9 protein-coding genes and 1 pseudogene are annotated in these 15,647 nt (G+C 54.7%); 1 reads left to right on the forward strand and 9 read right to left on the reverse strand.

What is annotated here, in order from left to right; translation table 11 throughout:
• Window positions 1-9: 9 nt before the first annotated feature.
• From A3OW_RS0111940 to A3OW_RS0111960, 4 genes are all read right to left on the reverse strand, one after another.
• A complete protein-coding gene (locus A3OW_RS0111940; protein WP_020563673.1) occupies window positions 10-1,509 on the reverse strand; it encodes a TolC family protein in 1,500 nt (499 codons plus the stop codon).
• On the reverse strand, window positions 1,502-4,609 hold the full coding sequence (locus tag A3OW_RS0111945; RefSeq protein ID WP_020563674.1) for an efflux RND transporter permease subunit: 3,108 nt from the start codon (window positions 4,607-4,609) through the stop codon (window positions 1,502-1,504). Before A3OW_RS0111945 ends, A3OW_RS0111940 begins: the two co-directional genes overlap by 8 nt.
• Window positions 4,606-5,757: an efflux RND transporter periplasmic adaptor subunit gene (locus A3OW_RS0111950; RefSeq protein ID WP_020563675.1), complete on the reverse strand. Its 1,152-nt coding sequence runs from the start codon at window positions 5,755-5,757 to the stop codon at window positions 4,606-4,608. Before A3OW_RS0111950 ends, A3OW_RS0111945 begins: the two co-directional genes overlap by 4 nt.
• Window positions 5,758-5,945: 188 nt before the next feature.
• Complete coding sequence (locus A3OW_RS0111960) at window positions 5,946-6,407, reverse strand: MarR family winged helix-turn-helix transcriptional regulator (protein ID WP_020563677.1); 462 nt, start codon at window positions 6,405-6,407, stop codon at window positions 5,946-5,948.
• Between the two features lie 205 nt (window positions 6,408-6,612).
• On the opposite strand from A3OW_RS0111960, the pseudogene A3OW_RS28615 reads away from it, so the two are divergent.
• A pseudogene (locus tag A3OW_RS28615) lies at window positions 6,613-7,027 on the forward strand (recombinase family protein).
• A 202-nt stretch (window positions 7,028-7,229) separates the two neighbouring features.
• Here A3OW_RS28615 and pmbA read toward each other — a convergent pair.
• From pmbA to A3OW_RS0111995, 5 genes are all read right to left on the reverse strand, one after another.
• Complete coding sequence (pmbA, locus tag A3OW_RS0111970) at window positions 7,230-8,561, reverse strand: metalloprotease PmbA (RefSeq protein WP_020563678.1); 1,332 nt, start codon at window positions 8,559-8,561, stop codon at window positions 7,230-7,232.
• Window positions 8,562-8,814: 253 nt separating this feature from the next.
• The gene (gene tldD / locus A3OW_RS0111980; RefSeq protein ID WP_020563680.1) at window positions 8,815-10,254 is read right to left on the reverse strand and encodes a metalloprotease TldD; all 1,440 of its coding nucleotides are present in this window, start codon (window positions 10,252-10,254) and stop codon (window positions 8,815-8,817) included.
• Between the two features lie 87 nt (window positions 10,255-10,341).
• Window positions 10,342-10,953 carry an outer membrane protein assembly factor BamC gene (gene bamC / locus A3OW_RS0111985; RefSeq protein WP_020563681.1) on the reverse strand — a complete coding sequence of 204 codons (612 nt, stop codon included), beginning with the start codon at window positions 10,951-10,953 and terminating at the stop codon, window positions 10,342-10,344.
• Between the two features lie 3 nt (window positions 10,954-10,956).
• Window positions 10,957-11,775 carry a carbon-nitrogen hydrolase family protein gene (locus A3OW_RS0111990; RefSeq protein ID WP_026223534.1) on the reverse strand — a complete coding sequence of 273 codons (819 nt, stop codon included), beginning with the start codon at window positions 11,773-11,775 and terminating at the stop codon, window positions 10,957-10,959.
• 11 nt (window positions 11,776-11,786) lie between these two features.
• Window positions 11,787-15,620, reverse strand: a complete 3,834-nt coding sequence (locus A3OW_RS0111995) for a YhdP family protein (RefSeq protein ID WP_020563683.1) — start codon at window positions 15,618-15,620, stop codon at window positions 11,787-11,789.
• Window positions 15,621-15,647: the final 27 nt, after the last annotated feature.

Raw genomic sequence — 15,647 nt, forward strand, 5'->3', positions numbered from 1 at the left:
ATTCAGATATTACTGTTGAGTTTTAGCCGATGAGGGTGAAATTTTTCTCGCTATCCCCTCATTTTCGGTTCGGCTAACCGAGCCGTCGTCCCACCCACCGCCGAAGGCTCGGTAAAGCGACACCATTGAGACACACATTGCGGTTTGGGCCTTGGCTCGCTCGTCGCCGACAGTCAATGTATTACGCCGGGCATCAAGCAGGGATAAGTAATCTTTCACCCCCCGTTGGTATAGGGCATCAGTAGACTGGTAGGCTTTTTGAGCGGATCTTTCGGCTTCCGAAAGCTGCTTTTTTCGTTCCTTGGACGTGGTATGTGTTACAAAGGCATTTTCAACATCTTCAAGCGCCAGCAAAAAGGTTTTTTCGTAATTCAATGCCGCTTGATCAAGCCTTGCATCCACTGCTGCAATATGCGCCCGAATACGCCCGGCATTAAACAGCGGCATGGTCAGACCCGAACCCAGCGTGTAAACGCTTTCCGCAAGGCTGGAAAACCCGCCAACGGCCAGTGCGCCGAAACCGCCGCTTGCCGATAATACCAATTTAGGGTACAAGTCGGCTCGGGCAGCACCCAGATTGGCAGCGGCGGCGGTGACCTCGGTTTTGGCGAGACGCAGGTCGGGGCGCTGTGATAGCAAGTCGGCAGGAAGAAGCTCGGGAATGCCCGGTAAAGCAACGAGTAGCGGCATGGCTTGGGATAAGCGGGTTTCAAGGTTTTCGGGAGGTTCACCCAATAACACCCCAAGCCGATGCGTTAATGTAAGAGCTGAGCTTGTTAGAACCGGCAGAGCAGATTCGGTACTTTTAAGCAAAGCATCCTGATTGGCAACATCGGCTTCAGTAGCTAGACCGTTTTTTGCAAAAAGCTGTAACGCCCTTAGCTTTTCCTTTTGGACTTCTATCTGTTCTTGCTGAAGGTTAATCCGCTTCTGTAAACCTCGCAGCTCCAGATAATTCGTGGCGACTTGCGCCAGTAATCCGACCTGGACGGCATGTAAAGCTTCTTCGGTTCCTGCCGATTGGGCGATAGCGGCCTCCGCTTCGAGGTGCCTGCCGCCGAACAAATCGATTTCCCAGCGCGCAGCCAGTCCGCCGCTGATGGCGTCGGCAGTTGGCGTTATCAGCTCAATGCCTTGCTTGCCGGGCACGCCGATTATCCGGTCGATCTTTTTTTCCCGGCCGCCCGATGAGAACAGGTCGATGCTGGGATAGAGCGCCGACTCGGCGATGGTCACTAAGGTGGCGGCTTCCCGAACCCGCGCTTTAGCGATCCTAAGGTCGTGGTTGGCGTTCACCGCTTTAGCGATCAATTCATCGAGCAGGGGATCCTGGAATCCTTTCCACCATGACTTTATATCTGCGAGCATTAGGTTGATGGGATCAACGGGGGCATGATGCCAATTATTCATGTCAGCCAGTTTTACCTGATCGCTCACGCGCGTTGGCGTGCAGGCGTTCAAGACACTGATCGTCAACAGTGCAAATACTATTGGAATGAACTTATTCATGAGAATCTCCCGGTTCAGGATTTTCGCTGTTTAGTCTTGTGCCAATATCAGGCTGAGCCCGCCGCACCCTGAACCAGGCCGCATACAGTGCCGGCAGAAAAAACACGGTCAGCACCGTAGCGACCGTCAAGCCGCCCATGATGGCGATGGCTTGCGGCCCGAAGAAGTCGTTACGGGATAATGGAATCATGGCTAAAATGGCGGCGGCGGCAGTCAACAAAATAGGGCGGAAACGCCGAACCGTCGATTCGACGACAGCCGTCCAGGTATCCATGCCGGCTTTTTCGTCCTGCTCGATCTGGTCCACCAGAATCACGGCATTACGCATAATCATCCCGGCGAGGGCAATAATCCCCAATAAGGCAACAAAGCCGAAAGGTGCGCCGAAGAGCATGAGGGCAAACGCCGCACCAATCACGCCCAGCGGCGCAGTCATAAACACCAGAAAGGTTCGTGACAAATTCTGCAACTGCATCATTAATAAGATAAGCGTGGCAATGACTACCAAGGGAATCCAGATCAGAATCGATTTTTGGGCCGTCCAGGCATCTTCTTTTGCCGCGCCGGTCTCGATGAAATAGCCGGCTGGCAATTGTTTTTGAATATCTTCCAGTTTGGGAACAATCTGCGCTGCGACATCCGGGGCCAACATCCCCTCTACGACATCGGCACGTATGGATATTGAGGGAAATCGGTTTCTTCGCCAACGTACGCCGTCTTCAAAGACCGTTTCGGTGGCGACCAATTGCGACAAGGAAACCGATTTGCCTTGGCTAGTCGGTACATTGACATTGGGCAACTCATCTATACCTATGCGTAACGGATGCTCCGCCCGCCAGACGATATCAATTAATTTATCTTCCTCACGAAACTGGCCAACCGGAATACCGGTGTAATGCGCCTGTAATACTTGCGAAAGGCTGGCGGTCGAAACCCCGAGCGCACGCGCCTTATCCTGGTCTAAAACCAGGCGGACCGAGGGTATGCGTTCATGCCAGTCGTCATTCACATCGACCGTATTGGCGTTAGCCCGGACAATTTCCGCCACCTGATCGGCGATCGTCCTGACCCTGCCGGCATCTTCGCCCAGAACCCGGAATACGACGGGATAATCCATCGGCGGCCCGACGTTGAGGCGCATCACCCGCCCGCGCACTTCCGGAAAATCGGTGGCCAAGGTCTGTCTGATCCGTTGCATGACCCGTTCACGGGCGCTATTGTCCTTGGTCACCAACACGAATTCAGCCAGGTTGGTACTGGTCAGTTGTTGCACAATGAGCAAGAAAAACCGGGGCGTGCCGCCGCCGATATAGCTCGCATAACTCGTTATTTCTTCATCTTTAGCGAAAATGGTTTCCATGCGTTTGGCAACGGTTTCAGTTTGCGCGAAGGCGCTGCCTTCCGGTAGCCATAGATCGACGATCAGCTCCGGCCGATTTGATAGCGGAAAGAATTGTTGTGGGACTTTGGCCAAGGTCGCCGCACCCACGCCAAATAGCGCGATGGTGGCAACGATGATTTTTTTACGGTGTTCCAGACAGTAGTCAACCCAGTGCCGTAAATGCTGGTAGAAAGGGGTAACGAAGTGATCGTGCTTGGCTTGCTCAGGGCTCACTTTAACCTTGAGGATGAGATAACCTAAGAAGGGCGTAAATACCACGGCGCCCAGCCAGGAAAGGATCAGCGAAATACCGACCACCTGAAAGATGGCAACGGTATATTCGCCTGCCGACGATTTCGCCAAGCCCACCGGCAAAAAACCTGCGACCGTAATCAATGTTCCGGTCAGCATGGGAAATGCGGTAACCCGGTAAGCGTAGGTTGCAGCACGCATTCGATCCCAGCCGTCTTCGAGTTTTCGTGCCATCATCTCAATGGCAATCATGGCATCGTCCACCAGCAACCCCAAGGCGAGAATGAGCGCACCCAAAGAGATACGATGAATTTCCAGACCGAACAGCAACATACAGAGCAATGTTGCGGCCAACACAATCGGTACGGTCAGGGCGACGACCGAACCTGCACGCATGCCAAGGCTCAAAAAGCTCACCAACAGCACCGCCGCCAGCGCTTCCCAGAAAGTACGCAAAAATTCGCCGATAGCGGTATGAACCACCCTGGATTGGTCGGCTACTTTCTCAACATCAACGCCAATGGGTAGGTTTCCTTCGATAGAAGCCATGGTGTTTTCCAGTAATTTACCCAAGGCCAAAACGTCACCTTTTTTATTCATGGTGACGCCCAAGCCGATGACGTCCTTGCCGTTGAACCGCATTTTGAATTCGGCAGGATCAACGTAGCCTCGGCTAACCTTGGCAAAATCACTGACCCTGAAGGTTCGCCCTTCGAGACGGACCGGAAGGTTCGCAATAGCATCCACCGAATCAAATGAACCGGTCAGCCGAATAGGTATATTCTGATGGGGAGTGATGACCGTTCCTGCCGGCACCATGCCGTTTTGCGTTTGCAGAACCTGGGCAACCGATGCCACATCCAACCCCAGTTCAGCCAGCTTCTTATCGGAAAACTCAACATAAATCTTTTCATCCTGCACACCGATGAGATCGGCTTTTTCAACATCTTTTACCCGCAGGATTTGTTGCCGTGCCGAATCGACCACCTCTTTGAGTTCAGCATAGCTAAAACCTTCACCGGAGAAGGCATACAGTAAACTGTAGGTATCGCCGAACTCGTCGTTGAAAAAAGGGCCGATCACATCGGGCGGCAGGGATAATTTTATGTCGGCAATCTTTTTGCGGACTTGATACCAAAGATAAGCAATTTCGGTAGCGGGAATGTCTTCCCGTGGCGTAACGAAAATGACGGATTCGCCAGGCTTCGAATAACTGCGGACATAGTCCAGATTTGGCAGTTCCTGTAGCTTTTTTTCCAGCCTGTCGGTCACCTGGTTCTCGACTTCAAGTGCGGTTGCGCCCGGATACAGGGTTTTAACGACCATTAACCGGAAGGTAAATTTCGGGTCTTCCCGCTGTTCCAGCGTGAAATAGGCAAATATCCCTCCTAGCAGCAGCAACACCATGACAAACCCCGTAAAAGCGCGATGTTTCAGCGCCCATTCGTTCAAATTGAAGTGCTTCATGATGGTTTATCCAGGTTGGCAACGTCCTGATTTTTCGATATACGCGGAAGCGGCTCTGGTAAGCGTACGGTCTGACCTTCCTTTAAACGCTGCCCCCCTGCGCTGACTATCAATTGTCCGGTCTGAAGACCTTCAATTGAAACCAATTCGCCGGGCAATGCAGTTCCCAATTGAACCGGTACGGCTTTGACTGTGCCAGCGGCTTCATCGATTAACCATACTTGCTGCTGTTTAAGCTGAGCCTGGGAAGTGAACACGGCTGCAAGCGGTACGGCAATCAATTCGGTTTTATCCGATGCAATCCACACGGTTGCGGTCATGCCCAGATGCGCATCCTCTTGCCCTTCTAACAGCTTCGCCTTGACCCGATAAGTACGGCTAGCCGGATCGGCAGAAGCGCCTATTTCGCGAATTTCCGCCTTGAACCTATGCTCATCATCTGACCATAAGCTGATAGCCGCTATCTGGTGGTTTTTGACTGCAGTGATGCGCTGCTCAGGTATGTCGAAGTGAATTTCTTTTTCGTCAAGTTGCGCCAGTTTGACTACCGGCTGACCGGCGGCGACGACCTGTCCTTTTTCAACTTCCAAAGCGGTGATAACACCCTCGCGATCGGCTGATAATTCCGTGTAATGGAGTTGGTTTGTCGTTTGTTTCAACTGGGCTTCGAGTGCGGCAACCCGTTCCTGTGCGTTGGTGTAGGCGGTTTGGTGACGATCAAAGTCGGGGTGGCTGATAACCTTTTGATCTAACAGTTCCCGATAACGTGTCAAATCATCCTTGGTAAAATCCCGATCTGCGACCGCTGACTTGAGTTGGGCTTTCAGGGTTTGCACGGCAAGCTGAAAATCGCTGTTATCGAGGCTTGCCAGTAGCTGCCCCTTAAGGACACGATCCCCGACTTCGACAGGTCTTGCTAGAATCTTGCCCGTCACCCGAAAGGATAAAGTTGTTTCAAAACGTGCCCGAACTTCTCCGGCATACGGCGTAACAGACTCTGCTCTGGTATTGCCAACCCGAAATACTTTTACCGGACGGGGAGTCAATTTAACTTTCTGATCTTGTCGAGAACACCCCGCCAACAAAGAGATAAACAAGAACAGAGAGGCCAATAATTTGAACAAACAAAATTTATTGCGCTTAGCCATAAATCACCCATATAAATGTATATACACGTTTTTTGCAAAAAATAGCCTGTCTTAAGGTAAACTTTTCCGCAGCTATACGCCCGATGCCTGACGATACGCCGGTAACAATTACGACTTTGTTATCGAATTTCATTATCTTGCTCATAATCCTTTCCCAGTAAATGTATATACACCTAAATACCAAAAAATTATTCCGCTTTGGCTGCCTCAATTAACGCAGATAAATCTGTCATTAAAGTCTGTAAGCGTTCCTGGCTCATAGTTTCTCGAATCTTGGATTGTGCTTGCTGCCATAGCGGGTAGGCTTCTAACAGGACGGCGGAACCTGCCTCGGTAATCGTCACCATCCGGGTACGGCGATCTTCACCTGGGGTAACATTAACAAGCCCCTGCTTTTCCATAACCTCCAGATTACGGGTTAAGGTTGTTCTATCCATTACGGCATGTTCAGCAAGTTGAGTAACCAACACCGAACCACTGATCTTTAAAGCCACAAGTAGCGAATACTGAGTTCCACGGATGCCAGCCGGACGAAGCATTTCATCGTACAGTTGACTTACCGCACGGTTTGCCTTACGGAGATTGAAACCCGTGCAATTCAGACAACAGAGATAATCCGGCATTTTTGATGATTCATTTACATCGGACATATTTAATTTCGAAGTGATTTTAAATAGGAGTATATACACGTATTATTTTTTGTCAAATTTTTCTCAATTCGCTGTTACCTTAAGTGATCTAATCTTTCCATAAATTGGTCATTTGAATTGCTCTATCTGCACAGTCAAAAAACATGTTAATTAGGCATTTGAGTTGAAACAAGCCAAATTTTTTTGTGCGTATTCCGATCAAAATATGGCCACCCAGTTGGAATGGCTCCACAAAGCCGGCTGCGATGAGATATTCAAGGAAAACCTGTCGGGAAGTCAGATTGATCGACCCGAGTTAAAAAAATTGTTGGCTTGCATCCGTACAGGCGATACCGTCACCGTGACAAAACTGGACCGGTTAGCACGCTCAACCAAGGATTTGTTGGGTATTGCCGAAGAGATAAAAGAAAGGCGCTAACTTTGAAGCCCTTAATATCAATTTGGATATTAAATCCTCAACCGAGCAATTGATGCCGACCATACTGGCCGCTATTGCTGAATTTGAAATGGGTATTATGTTGGAACGTCAACGGGAAGGCATCGATATCGCAAAAGTGGAAGGCAAATACAATGGCCGTCAACCAATTGAAGATACTTCTCATCGAGAGCAGCAAGAGTAACAGCAAAGCGGTATCCGAGGTAGGCATTGATAGGTGCACTTAATTATAAAGCCATTGAAGAAGGCCGTATTTAGTTCCTATTTTGATTGGAAGTTTGGACCGAAACTTACGGTTTCGCTATTAGTTTCCCGTTAATAACCGTAAGTTTCTGTCCAAATAATCCCCCTAGTCCTACCTTCAGAACAGGGTTATGAATTCGGAATTACTGTCCGGCCACGGCCAGGCTTTCCACCAGAATCGATCCGGTCCGGATGTTGCCGCGATAATCGACGTCGCTGCCGACGGCGACGATGTTTCTGAACATGTCTTTGAGATTGCCCGCGATGGTGATTTCTTCGACCGGATACTGTATCCGGCCGTTTTCCACCCAGAAGCCGGCGGCCCCGCGCGAATAATCGCCGTTGACCATATTGACGCCCTGCCCCATCAGCTCGGTCACCAAGAGGCCTGTGCCCATGGTCTCGAGCATGCCCTGAAAATCGAGCGCGCCGGGATCGATGGTCAGATTATGGACCCCGCCGGCGTTGCCGGTGCTGACCATCCCCAGTTTGCGGGCCGAATAGGTGTTCAGGACGTAGCCGCGAAGCACCCCCCGGCTGACGATGTCACGGGCTCTGGTGGCGACGCCTTCACCGTCATAGGCGGAGCTGCCCAGCGCGCCTTTTAAAAAAGGCTGCTCGTGAATACGGACGAATTCCGGGAACAACTGTTGATCGAGCGCGTCCAGCAAAAACGTGGATTTCCGGTACAGCGCGCCGCCGCTGACGGCGCCCACGAATGCCCCCAGAAGACTGCCGGCGATTTCCGCCGAGTACATCACCGGGCAATGCCGCGTGCTCAAACTGCGGGCTTCCAGCCGCCGCACGGTACGCTCGCCGGCTTTTTTTCCCACCTCGGCGGCCGGTTCGAGATCGTTCGGATTCCGGGCAACGCTGTACCAGTAATCGCGCTGCATGGAACCGTGGCGCTCAGCCAGCACCGAGCAGCTCAAGGAATGCCGGCTCAGCATCACGCCCTGCAGAAAACCGTGGGTATTGCCAAGCACGCGGATACCCTGATGCGTATTCACGGTGGCTCCTTCGGAATTGCTGATGTCGGAATGAATCTTGCGCGCCGCGTCTTCGCATTCGATCGCCAGATGAATGGCTTCCTCCGCGCCGATGGGCCAGGGATGGTTCAGATCCAGATCGGGAAACTCGGTGGCGAGCGTCTCAGGGTCGGGCAAACCGGCGTATTCGTCGATGTTGGTATAGCGCGCGATGCTGCACGCCGCAGCCACGGTCTCCCGGACCGATGCCGGCGACAAATCGGTGGTGTTGGCGGAGCCTTTCCGCTGGCCGAAATAAACGGTGATTCCCAGGCCCTGATCGCAGTGATGCTCGATGGTTTCGACCTCGCCCAGCCTGGCCGTCACCGACAGGCCGCTTTCCTGGGACAAGCCGGCTTCCGCGGCGGTGGCGCCCTGTTGCCTTGCCTCGTCCAGCAGCGTCTGGACCAGGGATTTCAATCGGTTGATCTGTTCCTGATTATTCACGATAGTGTCTTGATGAGTTTATTAAGGATTTGGGCGTAAATTATTTCCCTGTTTAAAGCATAGGAGGCGCACCGATGCGCTTCACTTTGTTCAGCACACTCTATCCTATGATTTTGGTTAAGGAAGTTATTTTTGATCATATCCTGAGGAGTAGACCCGTTCAACGGCGGAAAGATACGTTCACAAGCGCTATTAAGTACCGCACTGACAACTCCGCCGTTTTTCGATAAGAATGAGAAAAAGCGAAGTTCATCTAGACGCGGGTTCCGCCCACGGTCAGGCCGTCGATTTTCAACGTCGGCTGCCCGACGCCGACCGGAACGCTCTGCCCTTCCTTGCCGCAAGTGCCGACGCCGCTGTCGAGTTCCAGATCGTTGCCGACCATCGACACCCGCGTCAGGACGTCGGGTCCGTTGCCGATCAGGGTCGCGCCCTTGACCGGACGAGTGAGCCTGCCGTTTTCGATCAGATAGGCCTCGCTGGCGGAAAAGACGAATTTCCCGGAGGTGATGTCGACCTGGCCGCCGCCGAAATTTTTTGCAAACAAGCCTTTATCGACCGAGCGGATGATTTCTTCCGGATCGTGCGCGCCGGGCAGCATGTACGTGTTGGTCATCCTTGGCATCGGCGCATGGGCGTAGGATTCGCGCCGGCCGTTGCCGGTCGGTTTGACGCCCATCAGCCGGGCGTTGAGCTTGTCCTGCATGTAGCCTTTCAGGATGCCGTTCTCGATCAGGACGGTTTTTTCGGTGGGCGTGCCTTCGTCGTCGATGCTCAGCGAACCCCGGCGCCCCGACAAGGTACCGTCGTCGACCACGGTGCATAAATCGGAAGCCACCCGCTGCCCGACCCGGCCGCTGAACGCGGAAGTGCCCTTGCGGTTGAAGTCGCCTTCGAGGCCGTGCCCTATCGCTTCATGCAGCAGAATGCCGGGCCAGCCAGGCCCCAGCACGACCGTCATGCTGCCGGCCGGCGCGGCCACCGCCTCCAGATTGACCAGCGCCTGGCGGACGGCTTCACGCCCGTAGGCCAGGCCCTTCTCCTGATCGAGGAAAAAACCGTAATCACTTCGGGCGCCGCCGCCCATGCTGCCCTGCTCCCGTTTGCCGTTTTCAGAAACGATCACGCTGACGTTCAAACGCACCAGAGGTCGTACATCCGCGGCCATCGAGCCGTCGTGGTTGACCACCAGTATCGTGTCGTGAACCCCGACCAGGCTGACGATCACTTCTTCGATCCGCGGGTCCAGCTTCCGGGTCTCCGTGTCGATCCGGCGCAGCAGATCGATTTTTTCCTGGTCGGCCAGCGATTTCAGCGGATTCAACGGCTCGTAATAGTGCGGCCGAATAGCCGGCGCCCTCACCCCGATGCGGGCCATCTGGGCCTGCCTGACGATGGCCTTGACGTTGTTGGCCGCTTCCAGCAGGGTAGGCAGTTCGATCATGTCGCTGTAGGCAAAACCGGTCTTGTCGCCCGCCACGGCGCGGACGCCGGCGCCCTGGGCGATGTTATGGCTGCCGTCCTTGATGATGCCGCTTTCCAGCAGCCACGACTCGGCATGGCTCGACTGAAAATAGATGTCCGCCGCATCGAGCCTTGAACTGAGCAAGCGGCTCATCACGGTTTCGATGTCGCCGTCCCCGATTCCGGCAGGCGCCAGTATCGCCTGTCTTGCAATATTGATTAATTCCATCGCATCGTCAATTTAAGTTCATCAAAAAACCTGCACGGCCCAACCGCCAGGTCTCGTTCGTGCGCCATTCGTCCGCCTCCGTCCTGCTCACTCTTTCTCGGTCCAGCCGTCGCGCAGCTTCCGGTAAAGGAACAACAACAGCCGTTCGGCGCCGTCCGGCTTTTCCTTTTCATCCATGGCTCCTGCAAGGCCTCCCTGTTCGGCGCTGCCGGCCTTGGCCGCGGTAACCGCCGTTTTGCCGTCTTCCCGGGTTACCGTCAGCACGTAGACCGCCTTGCTGTAATCGTCGGCCAGAAGATTTCCCATCCGGCCCCACACCGATGCATCCTCGGGAACGTAGTCGTCCGGATCGAACTCGACATAATAAAGCCCTTTATCGCGGTCCCGATCCCGGATTTCAAGCTGGCTTTGCCGGAAGGCCGACGCCAGGGTGTTCCAGGCAACGTCGAAAGGCTGTTCAAGCTTCAGCGCCGGCGGCTCGGCAGTGTTCATGGATACCAGGGAACCCAGTCCTTTCCGGCCGTCGTTGTCCCTGATCACGCCCTCTTCGTCGGAAGTTTTCTGTTGAATAGACTCCCGGCCGGGTTGTAAGTTCGGAGGCAGTTCCAGTCTGGAGGTGTCCCGGTAATGCGGATCTTCGACGGTTCCGCAGGAAACCAGGCACAACGAGACAAGCACAGGTTTTAAGTAGAATCGCATCGATTATTCGCAAAAGAATAGACGATGATTCAGCACCGGAAAGGCCGAGCGCACTTTTTCCAGCCGCTCGAAATCGATTTCCGCCGAAACGAAACCGCTGCCCGTTTTATAGCAATCCAGCACCACGCCCCAAGGATCGACGATCATGCTGTGGCCGAACGTCCTGCGGCCGTTGAGATGGAAACCGCCCTGATTCGGCGCGATGACGTAACACAGGTTTTCCACGGCCCGTGCGCGCAGCAATATTTCCCAATGCGCAGCGCCGGTCTCCGAGGTGAACGCCGACGGTATCACCAGAATTTTCATGCCCATCGCGACCAGAGCCCGGAAAAATTCGGGAAAGCGCAAGTCGTAACAGACCGCCAGGCCCACCCGGCCGAAAGGCGTATCGAACACCACCGGTCCCGTTCCGGGCTCGATCGAGTCGGATTCTCGGTAGACTTCGTTGGTGCCGGGAACGCTGACGTCGAACAAATGCATCTTATCGTAGCGCGCCACCCGCTCGCCCGAGTCGTTGTAAACCAGGCAGGCCGCCCTGACTTTGTTGTCGTCGGTGCCGCTGATCGGCATGGTGCCGCCGACGACCCACACGCCGTATTTTTTGGCCACGTTGGACAAAAAACTCTGAATCGGGCCGGTGCCGTCAACTTCCTTGATCCTGATTTTATCCAGTTCATGATCGCCCATCAGCGCGAAGTTTTCCGGCAAAGCCACCAGCCTGGCGCCGGCGTTGGCCGCTTCGGCGATCAGCTTTTCCGCTTCCAACAGGTTGGAACTGACGTTCGGACTGGACGCCATTTGTATGGCAGCGCATCTACTCATATGATCTCTCTTTATTTCGGGTCCTGTGGATTAAGCCAGGGAAAATCGGTAATTCCGTCCCAGGTTTTCTGTAATATTCCATCGTTTTCGTGCAGCGAACTGATTTGCACGTTGTCCCAACTGCCCTGCACCAGATATTGGGAACCGAAGAAAAATCCCTGATGTTCGGCTCCGGTCAGCGATTTGGCGACAAAGGCAGCCACCTTGCTCATAATTGTACCAGCAATAGGCAAGGCTTCGGCACTTTTCGGCGTGACGTCGACAATGTGGTCGACCGTGCGATTGATCAAGTCGGTGTTGCCCGAAAGCGTAATTTTAGCGGGAATCGCATCGACCACCAGATTATGGGTGACCGCCTTGCCTTTGGACAGCTCGAAACGGCCTTTGATGCTGTTAAAGCTCAGCCCTTCCTTGAAGACGTCGCTGAAATCAAGCTGCAGCCGTTTAATCCATTGCGCCATGGCCAGAAAACCGAGCAACCGGCCGAATCCCGGCTCGATGCTGAGGATGCGGCCGCTTTTCAAATCCGTATCGAGCCGGCCTTGCAATTCTCTCAGCGAAAAACCGTAAGGCGGCGCCAGCCAGCGCAAGTCGAAATCGATTTTACCGCGGGTTTCGACCAGATCGTTACTGATGCCCAGCTTTGAAAACAGCCGGCCGCCTTTGAGCAATTCGAGAGTCCCATTGACCTCCGTGAGCGACTGGTTGCCCTTGAGGCTCCAGTTACCGGAAGCGACCAATCGCTGATCCGCTCCGGTCAGTTCGATCCGCTTGAAATTGAGACCGTTCGGCCTGCGTTCCGTTTCCAGCAACAACCGGCCCAAAGGCTCCGCTTTCCATAAGGTGTTTTTAGAGATGACCGACAGCATAGGAAAAAAATCGGACGCTTCGGACAAAGCCGCATTACTCTCTTTCGCCTGAAACCGGGTTAACGCCGACAGTTCGAGCCGGTCGAGATCCAGCGTAATCAGGCCGCCGCTTTTCGGAGCCACAGGCAATTTGACCGTGCCGTTGGCAAACGCACTGTTCAGGCTGCCGTTCCAGTAATCTCCTTCCCTTTTCAGTTTAAGATCGAGGCTGCCGAGTCCGGAGTCCTGCCAGACCGCCTGGCCGGCGTGGAGAAGAATTTCCTTGACGTCGTCGAAGGCGCCGTTCCTGTCACCGCCCGCCAACGACAAGGCCACCCAATCCTGGATGGCCAGTTTTTCCTGATTGATCTCGAGCGCCACGCCCGGTTCTTGCCGATGAAACAGTTCTCCCTTGCCCAGCAGGATCCGTCCCGAGTAGAGGATTTGCTTGGCAATATCGATTTTGACCGCAACTTTGAGTTTATTGTCGTAATCGATCATGACCGGCAGCAAATTCCGGTCGGCCAGGTTGAACGTCAACGACAGCTTTTTCCGTTGTTCGGCAGTTTTGCTCAAGGACGCGGGTAAATCCAGAGCGATGCCCTGAAGGTCCGATTCGACGTACAACTCCGGCAAGCCCTCGTCGTAAGGCAGACGCAACTGCAACCGATAGCGGGTTTCTCCCTCCGCCATGTGCCACCAGGGCATTTTGAACTGAGCCTGAAGTTCGCGGATACCGGCAAGCCCCGTCACGTCGACCAGCGTTTGCCAGCCGGGGCTTTTAATACCGATTTTTATCGGATGGCCCAGGGCGTGGGCCTCGATGGCATCGCCGCGGATGCCGTGCTCGTCGAACTCAAGCAAGCCGTTGACCTGGCTGACCGGCAAACCCAACGAATTGACCCATAATTTTGCATTCGTCAATTGCGCGGAACCTGTCACTTGCACGTCCGCTTCGGCCAGCAGAGGAATTGTTATATCCAGTTTAATCCGGGTAGCGCCTTCCGGGCGCGTGGCCTGTAATAGAGTATCGACCCTGGTGTGGAGCGGAGTTTGCTGTAAAAAACCTAAAGCTTGATCGACGCCTCCTTCCACTTCGCCCCGAATCAGCAATTGCCCGCTCCGGCTCAGCGACGGAATCGCCACTTCGGCCTGCCGGATGATCAGATTGTCGCTGCGCCCTCCCGACAGAGAAACGCCCAGATCCTCCCCTTCGAACGACACTTCGCCGCTCACGTCGTGCAACGGCGGCCATGACGGACTGTAGTCGAGGTCCAAACGATCCAGATGAAGCCGGGTTTCAAAGACTCCCGAGCCGTCCTTGAAGGGAAAATCCTTCGGTTTGCCGTAGAATAGCAAACCGCCGTCGCTCACCCGTCCCTTACGGAAAGCCCGATCCAGCCAGTCGACCGCGGCGGCGGGCATTATTTTTGCCGGCAGATAACGCGAGATCTGGCCGGCCTCTTCCATCGAGAAAGCGCTTTGCAGGTCCAGAAAAACGTCGCCGCCGCCTTTGGGAAAATCCACGCGCAAACGGTTCCTGCTTTTGAAGCTCAACGAATCCAGCTCAAGCAACGGACTCGAAACAGTCCAGTGCGTTTCAGTCTGCCGCCAGCTTAACTCCCCGTGCACCCGATCCAGCGCCAAAGACTGCCGAAACAGGTCGGACAACCATTCGGCCTTGCTGGCGGCCAGGCGCACCGTGCCCTGTGTCTGATCGCCCCGAATCCGGCCGCTCAGATTTTTCAGCCCGGGGAAGGACGCCGTCGGCGCCAGGCTCAAATTCGAAAACTGTCCGTTCACGGCGAACACACGGTCATCGGGAACGGCAAACAGCGAAAAATCCTGGAGCCGGCCGTACAATTGCGCCTGCCGGATCCATTTTCCCTGCTCTTCCGAGGCCGGAACAAGAAAGCGGGCGATCCGACCGGCTTCTTCCAGATCGAGTTGTCCGGCATGAAAGGCAAGATGACGCACCGGATGGGCTCCGCGCCATCCCGAAAGACTGAAAACGGCGTCCGGCCAGGACTGGCCGGCACCGCCGGAAGACGCCGGTGTTTCCAGCAAAAATTGGCCGACGTCAAGCCGCCACCGCCAGTCCGTCAGGTTCAGCCGAAACCGGCTGTTCAGATGTTTCGCGGTCAGCGGTTCGGCATCCGGACGATGCAGCGATAAGTCCTCCAGTTCGGCGATGGCGGCCACCGACGCCAGCCCGAACGGCTGCCATTCGCCCCATACCCGAAAATTCCCTTTGCCGGACCGGATGGAAATAGCCGAAGGCAATTCCATGCCGCTCCATTCGGGCAACTGGATGCCTCGGCCCTCGATGTAGGCTCGGCCGTGAAGATCGGACAACGCCAGCAGGTCGCCGTCCATGTCCAGCGAAATCCTGAGCCTGTCGCCGTATTTCTTCGGCAGGCGCATCAGGATGTTGATCCGGTGACGCCGGCCTTCATTCATCAGCGCCATGTCGACCGATTTGAAAGTCAGCGCCCGCCCCTTCTTTTGCTCATCGCGCCAGATAATCTCGCTGTCCAGCAATTCGTATTGCCTTCCTTCCAGCAGCCACAGCGGTTTGGCGTCGCCCGCCTTGAGCCCGGCGATGGCGAGGGTGCCGTCGCTTTTGCGAATGATCGAAAGCCTGGCACCCACCAGTGTTATCCATGAGGAAGCCAGCAACTCCCTGTTGAACAGGACGGCCCCTAAATCGATGCCCACCCGAATTTCCTTCAATGCCACGGCGGTTTTATCGGCAGCGAAGGCGGAAGCGATGTCGATATCGGAAAGCACCAGCTCCGGACTGAATCCTCGCATTTTCGCCCGCAAATGGCCGATGCTGACCGGCGCATCGAGCACTTCGCCGAGTTGGGCGGCGAGCCGGGTTTTATAACCTTCGATCCCGATCAGGGTCAGGCGGATGCCGGTCATCCCGATCGCTGTTGCGATCAGGCTCCAGAAAACGAGATGGCGCGTTGCCCGGGTAAAATGATGGATCATCAATACGGTTCGGAATTCAGGCGGGGA

Source organism: Methylosarcina fibrata AML-C10 (genome assembly GCF_000372865.1).
GTDB lineage: Bacteria > Pseudomonadota > Gammaproteobacteria > Methylococcales > Methylomonadaceae > Methylosarcina > Methylosarcina fibrata.